The sequence below is a fragment of the Streptomyces glaucus genome (genome assembly GCF_039533365.1).
Taxonomy (GTDB): Bacteria; Actinomycetota; Actinomycetes; order Streptomycetales; family Streptomycetaceae; genus Streptomyces; species Streptomyces glaucus.
On the sequence record NZ_BAAATK010000083.1, the window covers coordinates 1 to 17,859 of the forward strand.

A 17,859-nucleotide genomic window follows, 5' to 3' on the forward strand; every position below is an offset into this window, starting at 1 on the left:
CTCCGGGGTGCGCCGGCCCGGCGCCGCGCCGGCCGGCAGGCCGTGCGCGCGCAGCAGCCGCGCGACCGCGACGCCCCAGGGGAGCCGCAGCCCCGCCTGCCGGAGCAGGTCCGCGCGGGCGAGCGTCGTGGCGGCGGGGCCGGTGCGCACGCCGCCGGGGGTGAGGAGGGCCGCGTCGTCGGCCCAGCGCAGGGCGAGGTCGACGTCGTGCGTGGCCATCACCACGGTCGTGCCGCGCGCCCGCAGTTCGCCCAGGGTGGCGAGCAGCCGCTCCTGGCCGTCGGGGTCCAGTCCCGCGGTCGGCTCGTCGAGGACGAGGACCCGGGGCCGCATCGCGACGGCGCCCGCGATCGCGGCCCGCTTGCGCTGCCCGTAGGAGAGCAGGTGGGTGGGACGGTCGGCCAGGGCGGCGATGTCCAGGGCGGTGAGCGCCTCGTCGACCCTGGCCCGCACCTCGGCGTCGGGCAGGCCGAGGTTGAGCGGCCCGAACGACACGTCCTGGGCGACGGACGCGGCGAACAGCTGGTCGTCCGGGTCCTGGACGACCAGCTGGACGGTCGTGCGCAGCCGCGTCAGGCCCTTGCGGTCGTAGGCGACCGGCCGCCCCTCGACGACCAGTTCGCCGGTGTGCGGCCGCAGTCCGCCGCTGAGCAGCCGCATCAGGGTGGTCTTGCCGCTGCCGTTGCGGCCGAGCAGGGCGAGCGCGCGCCCTTCGCGTATCTCGAAGTCGAGGCCGCTGAGCACGGCCGGGCCGTCCTCGTACGCGAAGGACGCGCCCCGCAGGGCGACCAGCACGCGGTCGAAGTCGCTCATGACAGCGGCCTTTCCAGGACGAGGCCGAGGGCGGTCAGAGCCGCCAGCAGCGCGATGCCGGCGCCCACGAAGCGGACGGAGACACGGGCCTCGGGCACCAGGACGCGCAGGGTGCCGTCGTAACCGCGTCCGGCCAGACCGTCCTGGAGGCGGGCCGCCCGGTCGAAGGCCCGGACGAACGCGGTGGCGCCGAGCCCGCCCAGGGACCGCCAGGCGGCGGCCCGGGTGGTGTGCCCGAGCCGTGCGGCCTGCGCCTGCCGGACGCGGCGCACGGAGTCCAGGAGCAGGAAGCTCATCCGGTACGTCACCAGCGCGACGTCCACGACCGGTGCCGGCACCCCGGCCCCGGCCAGGCGGGGCAGCAGGTCGGACATCGGGGTGGTGAAGGCGAACAGGAGCACGCCGAGGGAGGCGGCCGAGGTGCGCAGCAGCAGTTCCCCGGCGCGGACCGGCCCGTCCCCGGCCAGGGTCACGAACCCGCCGGGCCCGCCGACCCGGACGAGCAGGGGGAGCGCGCCCGTGACGCAGAAACCCAGCGGCAGCCGGTAGGCGCGCCACAGCCGGCGGCCGGGCACGCCCGCCGGGCCCAGCAGCAGCGCCAGCGCCGCCGCCAGCACCAGGGCCGCGCCCGGCCAGGGCGGCAGCGAGATCGCGAGCACGGTGAGGCCCAGCCCGAGCACGGCCTTGTCCAGGGGGTGGCGGCGGCGCCAGCGGCTGCCGTGCGCCGCCGCGTCGATCGGCAGCACGGGGTCAGGCTCCTCCTCCGGCGGCGGATCCGCCGGCACCGCTCCGCGGATCCGCGGCCTCCCGGGCCAGGGCCCGCGCCTCGCCCTGGCGCCGCCCCCGGCGCAGGCCGAAGTAGTAGGCGAGGACGCCCGCTCCGAGAGCCGCCTGGAGGGCGAACAGCGCCGACTCGACCTCACCGGAGGGCGGTTCGTACAGGGGCGAGAACCACGGTTCGTAGTCCGGCCGGATCTCGGTGACGGCGGTCTCCGCCTCGGCGTCGGCGCCCGCGAACGGCTGCTCCTTGTGGTCGCCGAGCCCGAGGAGCAGCGGCAGCGCCGCGAGCGCCGCCACGGCGAGCAGCAGCAGGGTGTTGATCCTCGCGTTCCGGCTCACCGGGCCACCGCCCCGGTCCCCGCGCCGGCCGGCAGCACCCCGAGCCGGGTCAGCTCGCCCTTGCTGGACTGCGTCAGCAGGCGCATCACCAGAACCGTCAGGAGCCCCTCGCTGACCGCGAGCGGGATCTGCGTGACGGCGAAGACGGAGCCGAACTTGCCGAGCGAGCCCAGGAATCCGCTGCCCGGGTCGGGGAAGGCGAGCGCGAGCTGCACGCTGGTGACGCAGTAGGTGGACAGGTCGGCGACGAACGCGCCGCAGAACACCGCGACCATCAGCGGCGCGGCGCAGCGCCGCAGCAGCCGGTAGACGCCGTACCCGGCCCAGGGCCCGGCGATGGCCATGGAGAAGACGTTGGCGCCGAGCGTGGTCAGGCCGCCGTGCGCGAGCAGCAGCGCCTGGAAGAGCAGCGTGATGGTGCCCAGCACCGCCACGACCGGCGGCCGGAACAGGATCGCGCCCAGCCCCGTGCCGGTGGGGTGCGAACAACTCCCGGTCACCGAGGGCAGTTTCAGGGCGGACAGGACGAACGTGAACGCCCCCGCGGCGCCGAGGAGCAGAGTGCTCTCGGGGTGCTCCCTGACCTCACGGGTGAGCGACCGTACTCCGTGGACGACGAACGGCGCCGACGCGACGCCCCAGGCGACCGCGTGCGCCGGGGGAAGGAACCCCTCGGCTATGTGCATGGCTCGGCAGACCCTCTCCAGCACCTCGTGGATGGTTGACGCGCCTTGGCCGGTCTCCTGGCTGACGGGTACCACCGCCCGTGCTCCGCCTTCCCGGGTCCGAGGACCCAGTGGCTGCCCGTGAGGGCCGGAGCCGGACTTCCCGATCACAGTGGCGAGGGCCGCACCGGTGTCACACCGGATTTCCCGTGCACCAAGGCGTGGTGATAGTAGTGCCCGCACCCGGTCGGTGACAAGCCGCGACCAGGGGCGCGAAGGCGGCGCCCGGCACCTCGCGGCGGCCCGCGCCCGCGCCGCCGCCCCCGCGGGACGCACGCCTGCCGCCCCGGGGGCGTGTGCCGGTCCCGGTCCCCGCGCACCCGCCAGCTGCAATTAATATGCAACAACCTGTCATCGGCAGTAAGGGCGTGAGGCGTATGGGGACGCGGCGGATACGAGGCACCGTCGTCGCGGCGGCGATGGTCACCGGGATGGCCGGGTGCTCGGCACCCGGCGGTGGTGAGGCGGCCGGCGGGTCCGCCGACTCCGTGGTGATCGGGGTCGCCTCGGAGCCGGACACCCTCAGCCCGCTGCTCGGCTACGGCAAGGACGGGAACTCCAAGATCTTCGACGGCCTGCTCGCCCGCGACGCCGGCCTGCGGCTGAGACCCGCGCTGGCGAAGGCGCTGCCCGAGGTCGGCGACGGCGGCCGCACGTACACCTACACCCTGCGCGAGGGCGTGAAGTTCAGCGACGGCGAGCCGCTGACCTCCGCCGACGTCGTGTTCACCTACCGCACCATCCTGGACGGGAAGACCAACAACAGCTCCCGCAGCGAACTGGACGCCGTCAAGGAGGTGCGGGCGGACGGCGACGACAGGGTCGTCTTCACGCTGAAGTACCCGTACGCGCCCTTCGCCGGACGCACGGTGCTGCCGATCGTCCCCGAGCACATCGCCGGGAAGCAGGACCCCAACACCGGTTCCTTCAACACCAGGCCCGTCGGCACCGGCCCCTACGTCCTGGCCGACTGGCGCAAGGGCGAGAAGCTCACCTTCAAGGCCAACCCGCATTACTGGGGCGGCACACCGAAGGTGAGGACGGTCACCATGGCGATCGTCGAGGACGACGACGTGCGCGCCACCCGGCTGCGCTCCGGCGACCTGGACGGCGCGGTCCTCCCGCCCAACCTCGCCGCCGCCTTCGACGACGACGCGAACAGGAAGGTCCACGAGGCGCGGTCCTACGACTTCCGCGCCGTCACCCTCCCCACGGCCGGCGAGGTCACCGGCGACCGCGCGATCCGCCGCGCCCTGGACGCCGCCGTGGACCGCGAGGCCATGGTGGACAAGATCCTCGACGGGGCCGGCCGCCCCGCGTACGGGCCGCTGCCCGAGGACGACCCCTGGTTCGCCGAGGGCGTCGAACGCTCCCGGGACCTCGGCAGGGCCAGGCGGATCCTGGACGAGGCGGGCTGGAAGGCCGGAGCGGACGGCATCCGCGTCAAGGACGGCCGGCGGGCCGCGTTCACCCTGCTCTACCCCTCGGGCGACAAGGTCCGCCAGGACCACGCCCTCGCCTACGCCTCCGACGCCAAGAAGGCCGGCATCGACGTGACGGTCGAGAGCGCCACCTGGGAGGTCATCGAGCCGCGGATGCACCGGGACGCGGTCCTCGCGGGCTTCGGCAGCACCGGCGACCCCGACTTCGGGCTCTACACCATGCTGCACTCCTCCCTCGCCGGCGACGGCTTCAACAACATGGCCCACTACGACAACCCGGCGGTGGACCGGGCCCTCGACACCGGCCGCCGCAGCCAGGACCCGGCCGCCCGCGAGGCCGCCTACGACACGCTCCAGCGCGAGCTGGTGAAGGACCCCGGGTACACGTTCCTCACCCACATCGACCACGTCTACGTGCTCGCCGACCGCTGGGACGGCCTGACCACGCAGGTCGAGCCGCACGAGCACGGCTTCGCCAGCGGCCCCTGGTGGAACCTCGAGGACTGGCGGCCGAAGAAGTGACCCGGACGTCCCTGCCCTGGGGAGCGATGGCCCGCCTGGCGGGACGGCGGGCCCTGTTCGCCGTCCCCGTCCTGCTCGTCGTCACCTTCGGCGTGTTCGCGATCGCCGCCGCCTCCCCCTTCGACCCCGTCAAGGCCTACGCCGGCACCGCCGCCCTCGGCGCCGACCAGGACACCCTGGACCGGCTGCGGGCCAACCTGGGCGTGGACCAGCCCTTCACCGTGCGCTGGTGGCGGTGGCTGACCTCCGCGCTCGGCGGCGACCTGGGCCACTCCAGCGTGATGCGGCAGCCGGTGACCCAGGTGATCGGCGAACGCCTGGTGTGGTCGACGCTGCTGTGCGCGGTCGCGTTCGCCGCCGCCGTCCTGGCCGGCACGCTGCTCGGGGTGCTGGCGGCCCGCCGCCCCGGATCCGTGCTCGACCGGGCCGTCACCTCGCTCGCCTACGGACTGGAGGCCGCGCCGGTCTTCTGGATCGCGCTGCTCGCCGTCTGGCTGTTCGCCCTCCGGGCGGGCGTGCTCCCGGCCGGAGGGCTGACGGACACGGCCAGCGAACAGGTCACCCCCGGCCAGGTCGCGCGGCACCTCGTGCTGCCCGCCGGCGTGCTCGCCGTCTCCCAGCTCCCGTGGTTCACCCTCTACGTCCGCCAGGGCGTCGGCGACGCGCTGGCGGAGGACCCCGTACGCGGCGCCCGCGCCCGCGGCCTGAGCGAACGCACCGTCCTGCTCGGCCACGCCCTGCGCTCCGGCCTGCTGCCCGTCCTCACCCTCGTCGGCTCCCGCGTCCCCGAACTCATCACCGGCGCCCTGCTGGTGGAGAGCGTGTTCAGCTGGCCCGGCATCGCCGCGGCCACGGTGGAGGCGGCCACCGCCGTCGACTTCCCGCTGCTCGCCGCGCTGACCACCCTCGCCACCGTCGCCGTCCTCGTCGGCAACCTGCTCGCGGACCTGCTCTACGGACTCTTCGACCCGAGGGTGACGCTTCATGAGATGTGACACCGGTGATTCCCATGGCTGAAGCCGTACGCGAACCCGCGTGGCGGTCGCACGGCACCGACCGCCGCCCCACCCGAGCCCTGCGGGTACGCGTCTGCGCCGCGCTGCTGGCCGCGACCGCCCTCGCCGTCCTGCTCGTGCCACCGCTGGTCCAGCTCGACCAGCAGGCCGTCGACCTGGCCGCCAAGCTGCGACCGCCGTCCTGGGCGCACCCCTTCGGCACCGACGACGTCGGCCGCGACCTGCTGCTGCGCTGCGTCTACGGCCTGCGGGTCTCCCTGCTCGTCGGCGTCGCGGCCGCCCTCGCGGCGACCGTCGTCGGCACCGCCGTGGGCGCCACCGCCGGAGCGCTGGGCGGCTGGGCCGACCGCGCGGTGATGCGGCTGGTCGACACGGTCTCGTCCGTGCCGCACCTGCTGCTCGGCATCTTCGTCGTCGCCATGTTCCGGCCCGGCGTCTGGCCGGTGGTGGTCTCGGTCGCGCTCACCCACTGGCTGTCGACCGCGCGGATCGTGCGCGCCGAGGTGCTCTCCCTGCGCGCCCGCCCGTACATCGACGCCGCCGTCTCCGGCGGCGCCTCCCGGTGGCGGGTGACGGTACGGCACCTGCTGCCCGGTGTGCTGCCGCAGGCCGCGCTGGCCGCCGTCCTGATGGTGCCGCACGCCATGTGGCACGAGTCGGCGCTGTCCTTCCTGGGGCTCGGACTGCCCACCCACACGGCCAGCCTCGGCACCCTCATCCAGAGCGCGCGGGGCTCCCTGCTCGCCGGGCAGTGGTGGCCGACCCTGTTCCCCGGCCTGTTCATCATCGTCCCGACCCTCGCCATCGCCGGTCTCGCCGGGGCCTGGCGGGAGCGGATCAACCCCCGCCGCCGATCGGAGCTCATGCTGTGACCGAGTCGACCCCCGTGCTGTCGGTGCGCGGCCTGTCGGTGCGCTTCCTCATGCCGGGCGGGCGCCGCGTCCACGCGGTGACCGACGCGCACTTCGACGTGGCGGCCGGCGAGTGCCTGGCCCTGATCGGCGAGAGCGGCTGCGGCAAGTCCGTCCTCGCCTCCGCCCTCCTCGGCCTGCTCCCCGCCAACGCGCAGACCGCGGGCGAGGCGCTCCTCGGCGACCTCGACCTGCTCGCGGCCGACGAGCGGACCCTCGCCCGCACGGTCCGGGGCCGCCTGATCGGCCTCGTCCCGCAGAGCCCCGCCGCCCACCTCACCCCCGTGCGCACCGTCCGCTCCCAGCTGGAGGAGACGGTCGCCGCGCTGACCGGGACCCGGGGACGCGCCGCCCTGCGCGCCGCCGCCCAGGCGGCCGCCGAACGGGCCGCGTTCCCCGCGGACCACCTCGACCGGCACCCGCACGAACTGTCCGGCGGCCTCGCCCAGCGCGCCGCCCTCGCCCTCGCCCTGGCCGGGGACGCGCCCCTGCTGCTGGCCGACGAACCGACCACCGGACTCGACCGCGACCTGGTGGACCGCACGGTCGACGAACTGCGGCGCCACGTCGACGCCCCCGCCGCCCCCGGTGCCGCGCACGGCACCGGACGGGCCCTGCTGATGATCACCCACGACCTGGCCGCGGCCGAACGCGTCGCCGACCGGATCGCCGTCATGTACGCCGGCCGCATCGTCGAACTGGCCGACGCCGCCGCCTTCTTCGGCGCCCCCGGCCCGCGCCACCCCTACAGCCGCGGCCTCCTGCAGGCCCTGCCGGACCGGGCCTTCGCCCCCATCCCCGGCCTGCCCCCCGAACTCGGCGACCTCCCCGACGGCTGCGCCTTCGCCGCCCGCTGCGACCGGGCCACGGACGCCTGCGCCGTCCCCCCGGCGACGACCGGCGAGGTCGCCTGCCACCATCCGCTCCCGGCCCCCGGCCGGAAGCAGCCCCGCCCCGCCCCGCCCGCACCGGAGGACATCCGTGCTTGAACTGCGCGCCATCACCGCCGGATACGACCGGCGCGCCCCCGTGGTGCGGGACGTCTCGCTGACCGTCGCGCCCGGCGAGGCCGTCGGCCTGCTCGGCCCCAGCGGCTGTGGCAAATCCACCCTCGCCCGCGTCGCCGCCCTCCTGCACCGCCCCCGCTCCGGAACCCTCCTCCTGGACGGCGAGCCCGTGCGGCGCTGGCGCCACCGCGCCCCGCGGGAGCTGAGGACCGCCGTCGGCGTGGTCTTCCAGCAGCCCCGTCTCGCCGCCGACCCCCGGCTGCGGCTCACCGACCTGATCGCCGAACCCCTGCGCGCCACCGGCCGGCGCGAGGACGTACCGGGCCGGGTCGCCGAACTGGCCGCGGCCGTCGGCCTGACCCCGGACCTGCTGGGCAGACGCCCCCACGAGGTCAGCGACGGCCAGCTGCAGCGCGCCTGCCTCGCCCGCGCCCTCGTCCTGCGCCCGCGGTGGCTGATCTGCGACGAGATGACCGCGATGCTCGACGCCTCCACCACCGCCGCCCTGGTCGCCGTCGTCGAGGACTACCGCGCGGCCACCGGCGCGGGCCTGCTGGCCATCGGCCACGACCGCACGCTCCTGCACCGCTGGTGCGACCGCACCGTCCACTGGGAGACCCTGACGGCCGCCGGGGGAAGGGCGCGGCCCGCCGGCGCCCGAGCCGGTTAGGGAGCGCCGAGGGCGGCGCGGCCGCCGGGGGGCGTACGGCCGCGGCCCGGCTCTTCCGCCGCCGGGACGGGCCCCGCGGCCGGGCCCGTCCCGGCACCGCGCCGGGCCCGGCCGGAACGGACCGGGATTCCCGGGACATGCATGCGGCGGACCGGGGTATGCGGTGTGTCGTCGGCCGATGAACCGACGACGACGGGGCCGATCGACTGGGAGGGAACAACGTGGCGACGACGACCGTGCAGGCTGCCGAGCGCACCGCCGACATGCCGGAGATCGTGGATCCGTCCAAGGTGGCACCCAAGGACGCGCGGGAGTTGTCGAAGCTGTTCTTCGACCAGCTGGCGGTGCTGGAGGAGGGCACGCCCGAGTACCAGTACGCGCGCAACACGCTGATCGAGATGAACATGTCCCTGGTCCGTTTCGCGGCCGGCCGCTTCCGCAGCCGCGGGCCGGAGGAGATGGAGGACATCGTCCAGGTCGGCATGATCGGCCTGATCAAGGCCATCGACCGGTTCGAGCTGTCCCGCGAGGTGGAGTTCACCTCCTTCGCCGTGCCGTACATCGTCGGTGAGATCAAGCGGTTCTTCCGGGACACCTCCTGGGCCGTGCACGTGCCCCGGCGTCTGCAGGAGGCCCGGGTGCAGCTGGCCCGCGCCACCGAGGAGCTGCGCAGCCGGCTGGGCCGCACCCCGACGACCAAGGAGCTGTCGGAGCTGATGAGCCTGCCCGAGGAGGAGGTCGTCGAGGCCCGTCTGGCCGCCAACGGCTACAACTCCGCCTCCCTGGACGCGGCCATCAACGGCAGCGAGGACGGCGAAGCGGCCCTGGCGGACTTCATCGGCGCCGACGACGCCGCCATCGAGCTGGTCGAGGACTTCCACGCCCTGGCCCCGATGATCGCCGAACTCGACGAGCGGGACCGGCAGATCATCCACTGGCGGTTCGTCGAGGAGCTCACCCAGAAGGAGATCGGCGAACGCCTCGGCGTCTCGCAGATGCACGTCTCCCGCCTGATCTCCCGCCTGCTGGCCCGCCTGCGCGAAGGCATGCTCAGCACCCACTGAACCGCACGGCCGCCCGCCCCGCCGCCGCCGGGCGTGCGGGCCGGGGCGAGGCGGCCCCTCGGCGGTGAGGGCCTCGGCGCGCCGCGGCGCCGGGACGTCCCCTCCCGGACTCACCGGGCACCGGCCGCCGGTGCCGCCGGCGTCATGACCGGTCCCCGGGCCCGTCGGCGGGCTCCGTGCGCGTGGTGAGCAGCCCCTTGCCGGCGATCGCGGCCAGGGACAGCGTCCGGTACCCCATGGAGTCGAACAGGACGGTGATCCGGTCGCCCTCCTCGCTCATGACCGTGCCGTCGCCCCACTCGCCGTGCCGCACCGGGGTGCCCACCGGGTAGGCGGAGGCGGCCGGGTGCGCGGGCCGGGCGCCGCCCGCGTTCCCGGCCCCCTCGACGACCGTGCCCTCGGCGGCCGAGCCGGCCGGTCCGGCCGAGCGGCACACGTCGCAGGCGTCGCACGGGGGGTCGTAGGGCTCGCCGAAGTAGCCGAGCAGGAAGCGCCGGCGGCAGCCCGTGGTGTCGGCGTACGCGAGCACCATCTCCAGCCTCGACCGCTCCAGCCTGCGCCGCGCCCGGGCCTCCTCCGCCGCCCGCGCGGCGGCCTCCTCGGCCGTCGTCCCGGGAACGGGACGCACCTGCCCGTCGGCGTCGGTGCGCGCGGCTCCCGCCTGCTCCAGGAGGTTGGCCGCGGCCGTCACCCGGCGGCGGGACAGGTCCGTGCGCTCGCCGACCTCGTCCAGCGCGACGGCGCCGTCCTGGTCGTGGATCTGTTCCGCGACCTCGCCGAGCGTCTCCTCGTCGGGCGCGCGGGTGGCGAACAGGCGCTGGAGCCCGCTGTCCTGCGGCCGGTGGTGGAGGACCGCGACCGCGGGCGCGCCGTCGCGGCCGGCCCGGCCGATCTCCTGGTAGTAGGCGTCCAGGGAACCGGGCACGGAGGCGTGCAGGACGAACCGCACGTCCTCCTTGTCGATGCCCATCCCGAAGGCGGAGGTGGCGACCACCACGTCCGTCTCACCGGCCAGGAAGGCGTCGTGCACCCGGGAGCGCTCACCGCCGGCCAGCCCGGCGTGGTAGGCCGCGGCCGACAGGCCCAGCGCGGCGAGCTCGGCGGCGTACTCCTCGGCGTCCCTGCGCGTGGCGGTGTAGACGATGCCGGGTTTGGGTTCCGCCGCGGCCCGCTCCACCACCGCCCGGCGCTTGTCCGCGTCCTGCTGGAACCGGCGCACCTCCAGGGTGATGTTCGGCCGGTCGAAGCCGGCCACGACCAGGGCCGGGTCCGCCATGTCCAGCCGCTGCACGATCTCCTCGCGCACCGGCGGGGCGGCCGTGGCCGTCAGGGCGAGGACGGTGGGCCGGCCCACCCGCTGGATCGCCTGGGCGAGACGCAGGTAGTCGGGACGGAAGTCGTGGCCCCAGGCGGCGACGCACTGCGCCTCGTCGACGACGAACAGCGAGGGCCCGGCCTGGGCCAGCCGCTCGGTCACCTCGTCCTTCGCCAGCTGCTCGGGGGAGAGGAACAGGTACTCGGCGTCGCCGTGCCGCACCGCCTCCCAGGCGGCCTCGGTCTCCCCGGCCGGCTGCGCGGAGTTGACCGCGACGGCGTCCGGGGCGCCGTGGCTCGGCAGACCGGCGATCTGGTCCCGCTGCAGGGCGATGAGCGGGGAGACGACGACGGTGGGACCGGGCAGCAGCATCCCGGCCACCTGGTACACCGCCGACTTCCCCGCCCCGGTCGGCATGACCGCCAGGGTGTCGCGGCCCGCCAGGACCGCCTCCATCGCGGTCAGCTGGCCCGGCCGCAGCTCCCGCCAGCCGAACACGTCGGCGGCGGTCCGGCGCACCCGGTCGGCGACGCCGCGATCCTTCCGGGCCTTGTCCTGCGGCATGGCACCTCTTCTTTCGGTTCTTCTTTCGGTCAGCAGGATTCCGACAGACCGGCCGCGGGCCGGCGCGGCCCGGTCACGCGCCGCCGCCCGTGCGGGGCGAGGCCTGCCGCAGGCGGTCGATCATCCGGGACGCCTGCGCCTTCGTGAGGTCCTGCGGGACCTCCTCGCCCGCCTCACGGGCCAGGGTGCGCAGATAGCTCAGCTGCGGACCGGTGGCCGGTTCGTCCCCGGTCGCCCAGTCCTGTACGTCTTTGCGGGGATCTGCTTCGCTCATGGACTCCGACTACCCCGTTTCCGCGTTCCTCCCCACCCCGCGGGCCCGGCGTCCGGTGCGCCCCGCGAAGGGTGCCGCCCGACCCGTATGGGCGTAGCGTCCTCATAGGGGCGGATCGGGTGCGTCCGGTACGTGCGTGCCGCGTCCGCAGGGGAGCGCGGCCGTCCGGGAGCCCTCGCCGCGCCGCTGGAGGTGGCTCGTGACCAGTACGGGTGATCCGGCCACCGACACCGGCGCACTGGACGCGGCGTTCGCCGAGACGGTGCGCCGCACGGGCGCGTCCATCGGCGCCCTGTACCTGCTCGCGCCCGACGAGCAGCTGCTGCGCCTGGAGGTGCTGTGCGGTGCGCCGGCCGGGCTGGCCGAACCCTGGACGAGGGTCCCGATGGCCGGCCGGGCCCCGGTGGCCGACGCGGTCCGTGAGGACCGCATCGTGTGGCTGGGCAGTCAGGGCGAGATGGCCCGCTCCTATCCGCGCACCGCGATGGCGCTTCCCTACCCGGTCGCGCTGGTCGCCGCGCCCGTCACCGGCGTCCGGCCGTGGGGGGCCCTGCTGCTGATCTGGCCGGCCACCCGGCCGCCGTACATGACCGGGCGGGAGCGGAGCAACATCTCCGCCAGCTGCCGGCGGCTGGCCCGGCTGCTGGAGGAGGCCGCCGAGCGCGGCCGGCCCCCCGGCCGCGGCGGCCCGCCCCGGGTCCTTCCCACCGGGACCGGCCACCCGCCCGAGAGCCCGGCGATGGCCGCCGCCGACTTCGCCGAGCGCCTGCCCGGCGGCAGCTGCGCCCTCGACCTGGAGGGACGCTTCACCTATGTGAGCTCCGGCGCCGGCGACCTGCTGGACCGGGACCCCGGCCAGCTGCTGGGCACCCTGCCGTGGCAGTCCCTGCGCTGGCTCGACGACCCCGTCCACGAGGACCGCTACCGCGCCGCGGTGATCAGCCGCGAGCCCGTCGTCTTCACCGCGTGCCGCCCGCCGGGCGTGTGGCTGGACTTCCACCTCTACCCGGACGCCAGCGGCATCAGCGTGCGCATCGTGCACACCGGTGAGCGGCCCCCGTCCCTGCCGGCGCTCCCTCGCACCCCGCGCGCCGCCCGGCCGGCCCGCGCCAGCCAGCTCTACCAGCTCACCCACCTGGCCGCCGCGCTGACCGAGGTCGTCGGCGTCCAGGACGTCATCGACCTGGTCGCCGACCAGATCATGCCCGCCTTCGGCGCCCAGGGCCTGGTCCTGTCCACCGCGGACGCCGGCCGGCTGCGGATCACCGGCCACCGCGGCTACACCCGCCAGGCCGTCGAGAGCCTCGACGGCCTGCCCCTCGACACCTCCCTCACCCCCGCCGGGCGCGCCCTCGACAGCGGCGTCCCGGCATTCCTCGCCGACCCGGAGGAGATGCGGCGCTTCCACCCCAGGGCCCCGCGGATCAGCGGCAAGCAGGCCTGGGCGTTCCTGCCGCTGGTCATCTCCGGCCGGCCCGTCGGCTGCTGCGTGCTGTCCTACGACGCCCCCCACGAGTTCCCGGCCGAGGAACGCGCCGTCCTGACGTCGCTCGCCGGGCTCGTCGCACAGGCCCTCGACCGCGCCCGCCTGTACGACACCAAACACGAACTCGCCCACGGCCTGCAGCAGGCGCTGCTCCCGCGCACCCTGCCCGCCGTCACCGGCCTGCGGGTCGCCGCCCGCTATCTGCCCGCCACCCGGGGCATGGACATCGGCGGGGACTTCTACGACCTGATCCGGCTCGGCGACACCGCCGCCGCGGCCGTCATCGGCGACGTCCAGGGGCACAACGTCGCCGCCGCGGCCCTGATGGGGCAGGTCCGTACCGGCGTCCACGCCCAGGCGGCCCTCGGCCCGGCCCCCGACCGGGTCCTGGCCGGGACCAACCGGCTCCTCACCGATCTCGGCACCGACCTGTTCACCAGCTGCTTCTACGCCCACCTCGACTTCGCCCGCCGGCGCGCGGCCCTGGCCAGCGCCGGGCACCCGCCGCCCCTGCTGCGGCTGCCCGGCCGCGGCGCCCGGCCCCTCGACGTCCCGCCCGGACCGCTCCTGGGCATCGACCCCGACGCCGGCTTCCCCGTCACCGAGATCCCGCTCACCCCGGGGCTGATGCTCCTGCTGTACACGGACGGTCTCGTCGAGGCGCCCGGGGTCGACCTCGACGACTCCATCGCGCGGCTCGCCCGCCATCTCGCCCGCGCCGACGACCGCGATCTGGACCTGCTCATCGACGATCTGGTGCGGGAGGCCGGCGGGACCGGGCGGCGCATCGACGACACCGCGCTCCTGGTGCTGCACCTGGCCGGGGAGCCCGGCCCCGCCGGCCGGTAGCCGTCCCCGCCCGCCGGGCGGGGGAGGGCCGTGCGGCGCTACGGGCGGGGGTTGACGCGGCGCCACCGCGGACGGGCGTCGGTGCCGCGGCGCCCGGCGGCCGAGGCGCAGCGCGGGCACAGCCGCTGCACCCGGTCCGCCGAGCCGCCGGACTCGGGGAAGGCGTCCTGCCAGGTGACGTGCGGGAAGCGGATCAGCTGGGAGCGGCTGAGGGACAGCCCGCAGACCGTCTGGTTCAGGCCCGGCTCCCAGGCGTGGACCTCGCCGGCGGGCAGTCTGCGGCGGCCCTCCTCCTCGTCGGTCCACTGTCCGGAGGCGGCGACGGCGTACTGCTTGGCGCGTGCCATGACGTGTCCGGTCCGCCGGTCAGCCGGCCGCGTCGCCGGCGTGCCCCCGCACCTGCTCCTCCAGGCGGCGCAGGCTGGTGTCCAGCGCGTCCCGCACGGCCTTCTCGCCCGGATCGTGGCTGTCGTCGAAGAACGACAGGTGCACCGTCACCTCGCTGGCGCCGCTGCCGATGCCGGCGACCTGGAGCCAGCCGGCGTAGCTGCCCTGGTCGCGGGTGCCCCATTCGAGCCGCATCTGCTCGCGCTGGGCGCGCAGCAGGGCGGAGGTGTCCTCGTCGGTGCGGTCCTCGTGCACCGTGACGGCGGGCGGGTCGCCGGCGTTCACGTGCAGGGCGTCGGGCAGCCAGGTGTCCAGCCGGTCCACGTCGGCGACCCGGTCGAAGATGTGCTCCGGCTGTGCCGGCATCGTGCGGGAACGTTCGTACTCGGTCATTGCGACACCGTCCTCGGCTCGGGGCGTACGGCGGGGGACGGGACGGCCGGTCCCCGCCCGCGAGGGCGCGGCCCCGGGTCCCGCCCGGACGCGCCGGGTACCCAGCGGCCCGGTCCGCGAACCGGGCCGTCCCCGCCCGGCGGCGGGGGGAGGGGTGCGGCCGGGCGGGGACGGCGTGCCGCCGCGCGGCGGGCGCGGCGATCAGAAGGGGTAGTGCGCCTGCTGCGTGGCGATGGTCACCCAGCGGGTGCTGGAGAACGCCTCGATGCCCCAGCGGCCGCCGAAGCGCCCGTAGCCGGACGCCTTGACGCCGCCGAACGGGGCGTGGGGCTCGTCGGCGACGGACTGGTCGTTGATGTGCACGATGCCGGTGCGCACCCGCCGGGCGACGGCGAGGCCGTGGGTGGCGTTCTCGGTGATGACGCCGCAGGTCAGGCCGTTCTCGGTGTCGTTGGCCAGGGCTATGGCGGTGTCGTCGTCCGGATACGTCTCGACCGTGCACAGCGGGCCGAAGGACTCGCCGTAGTACAGCTCGGCGTCCTTGGGCACGTTGGCCAGGACGGTGGCCGGGTGGACCGCCCCGTCCGGCGCGCCGCCGCCGACGAGGACCTTCGCGCCCTTGGCCACGGCGTCCTCGACGAGCCCGGCCACGCGCCGGGCGGCCCGTTCGCTGACCAGCGGCCCGACCACCGTGCGCGGGTCGGTCGGATCGCCGGACGGCAGGGCGGCGGCCTTGGCGGTGAACTTCGTCAGGAACTCCTCGGCCAGCGACTCGTGGACCAGGATCCGGTCGCCGGACATGCAGATCTGCCCGGCGTTCATGAACACGCTGAAGCAGGCGGCGTCGACGGCGTAGTCCACGTCGGCGTCGTCGAGCACGATCACCGCGTTCTTGCCGCCCAGTTCCAGGACGGCGGGCTTGAGGTGGCGGGCCGCGTGCTCGCCGATGACGCGGCCGACGCCGGTGGAGCCGGTGAAGTTGACCGCGCGCACCCGGGGATCGGCGATCAGCGTCTCGGCGACCTCGGCGGCGTCCTCGCGGGCGTTGGTGACGACGTTGAGGACACCGTCCGGCAGCCCGGCCTCGCGCAGGACGTCGGCGATCAGCAGCCCGCACGCGACCGGCGCGTCCTCGCTGGGCTTGACGACGACGGTGTTGCCCGCGGCCAGCGGCGCGGCGACGGCCCGCACACCGAGGATGACCGGCGCGTTCCAGGGCGCGAACGCGGCGACGACGCCGAGCGGTTCGCGGACCGCGAGGCCGAGCACGCCCTCCTCCTGCGCGCTGAGCACGTCGCCGCGCGGGGCGGTGACCGCGGCGGCGGCCTCGCGCAGGACGTTCGCGCCGAGCGCCACGTTGAAGTGCGCCCACGGGCGGGTGCCGCCCGCCTCGTGCGCCATGATGTCGGCCACCTCGTCCGCGCGGGCGTCCAGCAGGTCGGCCGCCTTGAGGAAGATCGCGCGGCGGGCGAAGGGCGCCAGGGCCGCCCAGGCGGGGAAGGCCGCGTCCGCGGCGTCCACGGCCCGGGTCACGTCCTCGGGCCCGGCGGCGGCCACCCGCGCGTACACCTCGCCGGTGTAGGGGTTGATGTCGGCCTCGGTGCGCCCGGAGGCGGCGGGGACGTCCTTGCCGCCGATGAACAGCTCACGGGTGATGGACATGCGGGGGGCTCCGTGGTTCGCCAGGTGAAATTTGATTCACATTCGGTTTACGCGCATGTTCCGCCCCGGCGGCGACCACGTCAAGGGGCGAGGGCCGCGGCGGCCCCGGAGCCGTCCCGGATCGTACGGGAAGGCGCCCCGGGGACGCACCGGCCCCCCGGCCCGGGCACCGGGAGTTCGTCCACGCGGTGCCCGCCCTTCACGCCGGCGCCCGCGCGGCGTCCCCCGGCCCCGCCAAGATCGCCTGCTGTCCTGTCGTGTCCCCCGACCCGAGGAGCTCCCGCGTGACCCGCACCCGGACCGGACGGCTCGGCGTCTCCGCCCTCGCCACGGCCCTCGCACTCCTCACCGCGACGCCGGCGACGGCCGGCGACGCGACCCTGCCGGCCGTACCGCCCCGCGCGCAGACGGCCCCCCTGTACGACGACGAGGCGGGCGGCAACGCCGACGCCGACGACCCCGCCATCTGGCGCAACGCCGCCGCTCCCGACCGCAGCCTGGTCGTCGCCACGGCCAAGGAGGGCGGGCTGCGCGTCTACGACCTCGACGCGCGGCTGGTGCAGTCGATCCCCGCCCCGCCCGGCCCCGGCCCCGACGACGCGCCCGGCCGGTTCAACAACGTCGACCTCGTGCACGGCCTGAAGCTGAGCACCGGCCGGGCCGACGTCGCGGTCACCTCCGACCGGGGCAACGACCGGCTGCGCGTCTACCGCATCGACCCGGCCGTCCCCGGCCGCCCCCTCACGGACGTCACCGACCCGGCCGCCGCCCCGGTGTTCTCCACCGGCCAGGCCGAGATCAACGAACAGCGCACCGCCTACGGCCTCGCCACCTGGACCGACCGGGCGACCGGCCGCTCCTACGCCCTGGTCAGCCGACGCGAACGCACCAGCATCGCGCTGCTCGAACTGACGCCCACCGCGGACGGCAAGGTCGGGTACCGCAGGATCCGCACCCTGGACCTGCCCTCGGCCTTCCGGCTGCCCGACGGCACGTCCTGGTCCCCCTGCGCGGAGCCCGGCGAACTGCCGCAGGTCGAGGGCATGGTCGTCGACCCGCGCAACGGCGTGCTGTACGCCGGCCAGGAGGACGTCGGCATCTGGCGCGTGCGGGCCGACCTCACCACCGCGCCGACGCTCGTCGACACGGTCCGCGAGTACGGCGTCCCGGCCGCCTACGACGAGGCCACCGAGGAGTGCGTGGCCGGCCCGGACCCCGGCTACGGCGGATCGCACCTGTCCGCCGACGTCGAGGGCCTGACCCTCCTCACGGAGCCCGACGGCGACGGCCACCTGCTCGCCTCCAGCCAGGGCGACGACACCTTCGCCGCCTACGACCGGGAGCCCGGGGAGGACAACGAGTACGAGGGCGGCTTCCGCGTCTCCGCCGCCTCGGCGTCGCTCGACGGCTCCGAGGAGTGCGACGGCGCCGCGGCGCTCGACCAGCCGCTGGGCGCCAGGTACCCGAACGGCCTGCTCGTCGTCCAGGACGGCCACGACACGCCCGCCGACGGCGAGCGGGCCGCCACGGGCTTCAAGTTCGTCGACCTCGGCGACGTCGTCGAGGCCCTGGAGGACCAGGACGACTAGCTGTTCTGTCCGGGGAGGTTGTGGACGGGTGACGCAGGTCTCGGCTGAGGG

At 75.5% G+C, this 17,859-nt stretch carries 17 protein-coding genes and 1 riboswitch; of the genes, 8 read left to right on the top strand and 9 right to left on the bottom strand.

Annotation, left to right across the window (positions count from 1 at the left end; all coding sequences use genetic code 11):
- From ABD363_RS31035 to ABD363_RS31050, 4 genes are all read right to left on the bottom strand, one after another.
- A partial coding sequence (locus tag ABD363_RS31035) for an energy-coupling factor ABC transporter ATP-binding protein (protein ID WP_344609626.1) occupies positions 1-813 on the bottom strand: 813 nt, incomplete at its 3' end.
- The gene (gene cbiQ / locus ABD363_RS31040) at positions 810-1,559 is read right to left on the bottom strand and encodes a cobalt ECF transporter T component CbiQ (protein ID WP_344609628.1); all 750 of its coding nucleotides are present in this window, start codon (positions 1,557-1,559) and stop codon (positions 810-812) included. The genes cbiQ and ABD363_RS31035, both read right to left, overlap by 4 nt.
- 4 nt (positions 1,560-1,563) lie before the next feature.
- Positions 1,564-1,932: an energy-coupling factor ABC transporter substrate-binding protein gene (locus ABD363_RS31045; RefSeq protein ID WP_344609630.1), complete on the bottom strand. Its 369-nt coding sequence runs from the start codon at positions 1,930-1,932 to the stop codon at positions 1,564-1,566.
- Positions 1,929-2,618, bottom strand: coding sequence for an energy-coupling factor ABC transporter permease (locus ABD363_RS31050; protein WP_344609652.1), 690 nt, complete (start codon positions 2,616-2,618; stop codon positions 1,929-1,931). Before ABD363_RS31050 ends, ABD363_RS31045 begins: the two co-directional genes overlap by 4 nt.
- 30 nt (positions 2,619-2,648) lie before the next feature.
- A riboswitch (cobalamin riboswitch) is annotated at positions 2,649-2,831 on the bottom strand.
- A 203-nt stretch (positions 2,832-3,034) separates the two neighbouring features.
- On the opposite strand from ABD363_RS31050, the gene ABD363_RS31055 reads away from it, so the two are divergent.
- From ABD363_RS31055 to ABD363_RS31080, 6 genes are all read left to right on the top strand, one after another.
- The gene (locus tag ABD363_RS31055; RefSeq protein ID WP_344609631.1) at positions 3,035-4,621 is read left to right on the top strand and encodes an ABC transporter substrate-binding protein; all 1,587 of its coding nucleotides are present in this window, start codon (positions 3,035-3,037) and stop codon (positions 4,619-4,621) included.
- A gap of 26 nt (positions 4,622-4,647) precedes the next feature.
- Positions 4,648-5,616 carry an ABC transporter permease gene (locus ABD363_RS31060; RefSeq protein WP_344609654.1) on the top strand — a complete coding sequence of 323 codons (969 nt, stop codon included), beginning with the start codon at positions 4,648-4,650 and terminating at the stop codon, positions 5,614-5,616.
- 14 nt (positions 5,617-5,630) lie between these two features.
- Positions 5,631-6,509: an ABC transporter permease gene (locus tag ABD363_RS31065; protein ID WP_344609632.1), complete on the top strand. Its 879-nt coding sequence runs from the start codon at positions 5,631-5,633 to the stop codon at positions 6,507-6,509.
- On the top strand, positions 6,506-7,537 hold the full coding sequence (locus tag ABD363_RS31070) for an oligopeptide/dipeptide ABC transporter ATP-binding protein (protein WP_344609634.1): 1,032 nt from the start codon (positions 6,506-6,508) through the stop codon (positions 7,535-7,537). The genes ABD363_RS31065 and ABD363_RS31070 overlap by 4 nt, the downstream gene beginning before the upstream one ends.
- Entirely contained in the window at positions 7,530-8,225 is a 696-nt protein-coding gene (locus ABD363_RS31075; protein ID WP_344609636.1) for an ABC transporter ATP-binding protein, read from the top strand. Before ABD363_RS31070 ends, ABD363_RS31075 begins: the two co-directional genes overlap by 8 nt.
- A 221-nt stretch (positions 8,226-8,446) precedes the next feature.
- Positions 8,447-9,289 (top strand): RNA polymerase sigma factor SigF, encoded by an 843-nt coding sequence (locus ABD363_RS31080; protein ID WP_425578045.1) that lies wholly within the window; start codon positions 8,447-8,449, stop codon positions 9,287-9,289.
- Positions 9,290-9,431: 142 nt separating this feature from the next.
- On the opposite strand, the gene ABD363_RS31085 is transcribed toward ABD363_RS31080, so the two are convergent.
- Both ABD363_RS31085 and ABD363_RS31090 read right to left on the bottom strand, forming a co-directional pair.
- The gene (locus ABD363_RS31085) at positions 9,432-11,168 is read right to left on the bottom strand and encodes a RecQ family ATP-dependent DNA helicase (protein ID WP_344609638.1); all 1,737 of its coding nucleotides are present in this window, start codon (positions 11,166-11,168) and stop codon (positions 9,432-9,434) included.
- A 73-nt stretch (positions 11,169-11,241) separates the two neighbouring features.
- On the bottom strand, positions 11,242-11,442 hold the full coding sequence (locus ABD363_RS31090) for a DUF3072 domain-containing protein (RefSeq protein WP_344609640.1): 201 nt from the start codon (positions 11,440-11,442) through the stop codon (positions 11,242-11,244).
- Between the two features lie 199 nt (positions 11,443-11,641).
- Here ABD363_RS31090 and ABD363_RS31095 point away from each other — a divergent pair, with 199 nt between their 5' ends.
- Positions 11,642-13,777, top strand: coding sequence for a SpoIIE family protein phosphatase (locus ABD363_RS31095; RefSeq protein WP_344609642.1), 2,136 nt, complete (start codon positions 11,642-11,644; stop codon positions 13,775-13,777).
- A gap of 38 nt (positions 13,778-13,815) precedes the next feature.
- On the opposite strand, the gene ABD363_RS31100 is transcribed toward ABD363_RS31095, so the two are convergent.
- From ABD363_RS31100 to ABD363_RS31110, 3 genes are all read right to left on the bottom strand, one after another.
- Positions 13,816-14,124 (bottom strand): hypothetical protein, encoded by a 309-nt coding sequence (locus tag ABD363_RS31100; protein WP_344609644.1) that lies wholly within the window; start codon positions 14,122-14,124, stop codon positions 13,816-13,818.
- 19 nt (positions 14,125-14,143) lie between these two features.
- A complete protein-coding gene (locus tag ABD363_RS31105; protein ID WP_344609646.1) occupies positions 14,144-14,557 on the bottom strand; it encodes an SRPBCC family protein in 414 nt (137 codons plus the stop codon).
- A gap of 201 nt (positions 14,558-14,758) precedes the next feature.
- Positions 14,759-16,219: an aldehyde dehydrogenase family protein gene (locus tag ABD363_RS31110; protein WP_344609648.1), complete on the bottom strand. Its 1,461-nt coding sequence runs from the start codon at positions 16,217-16,219 to the stop codon at positions 14,759-14,761.
- Between the two features lie 284 nt (positions 16,220-16,503).
- On the opposite strand from ABD363_RS31110, the gene ABD363_RS31115 reads away from it, so the two are divergent.
- Positions 16,504-17,808, top strand: coding sequence for a phytase (locus ABD363_RS31115; RefSeq protein WP_344609650.1), 1,305 nt, complete (start codon positions 16,504-16,506; stop codon positions 17,806-17,808).
- Positions 17,809-17,859 lie beyond the last annotated feature (51 nt).